Below are 837 nucleotides of genomic sequence, written 5' to 3' on the forward strand. Positions count from 1 at the left end.
GGGCGGGTCGGCGATGTCGCGGAGGCTCGGGCTGTTCTTCCAGGGAGCCGGGATCACCGTGTTCGAGGGGTACGGGCTGACCGAGTCGTGCGCGGCGGCCACGGCGAACCAGCCCGGTGCGACGAAGTACGGCACGGTGGGCCGGCCGATCCCGGGCGGGGCCGTGCACATCGCCGAGGACGGGGAGGTGTGGCTGCGCGGGCGGCACGTGTTCTCCGGCTACCTGGGCGACGCCCGGGCCACGCGGGCGGTGCTGCGCGGCGGCTGGCTCGCGACCGGGGACATCGGGCGGCTCGACGAGGACGGCTACCTGGTGATCACCGGGCGGAAGAAGGAGATCCTGGTGACCTCCAACGGCAAGAGCGTCGCGCCGGCCGCGCTGGAGGAGCGGGTGCGGTCGCATCCGCTGGTCGCGCAGTGCGTGCTGGTGGGCAACGACCGGCCGTACGTGGCCGCGCTGATCACCCTGGACGAGGAGGGGGTGGCGCACTGGCTGTCGATGCGGAGCCGGCCGCAGCTGCGGGCGGCCGAACTGGTGCACGACGCGGATCTCGCGGCGGAGGTGCGGCGGGCCGTGGTCGCGGCGAACACGCTGGTGTCGCAGGCCGAGGCGATCCGGGCGTTCCGGGTGCTGCCCGAGCAGTTCACGGAGGAGCGGGGGCTGCTGACGCCGTCGCTGAAGCTGCGGCGGCGGGCGATCGAGACGGCGTACGCGCGGGAGGTCGCGGCCCTGTACCGGCCGTGACCCGGGCTGCGCGGCGGCCCGGGGACGCGGCCGTACGGGTGGATCCGGGCCCGTCCGGGTCGCAGGCGGGCCGCTGCCGGGAGGGGCGGGCG

1 protein-coding gene is annotated in these 837 nt (G+C 75.9%); it reads left to right on the forward strand.

Annotated elements, in window-relative coordinates; genetic code table 11:
• On the forward strand, positions 1-745 hold a 745-nt coding region (locus tag EF903_RS33190), incomplete at its 5' end, for an AMP-binding protein (protein WP_148142676.1).
• Positions 746-837: the final 92 nt, after the last annotated feature.

The organism is Streptomyces sp. WAC05292 (genome assembly GCF_003949955.1).
Taxonomy (GTDB): domain Bacteria; phylum Actinomycetota; class Actinomycetes; order Streptomycetales; family Streptomycetaceae; genus Streptomyces; species Streptomyces globosus.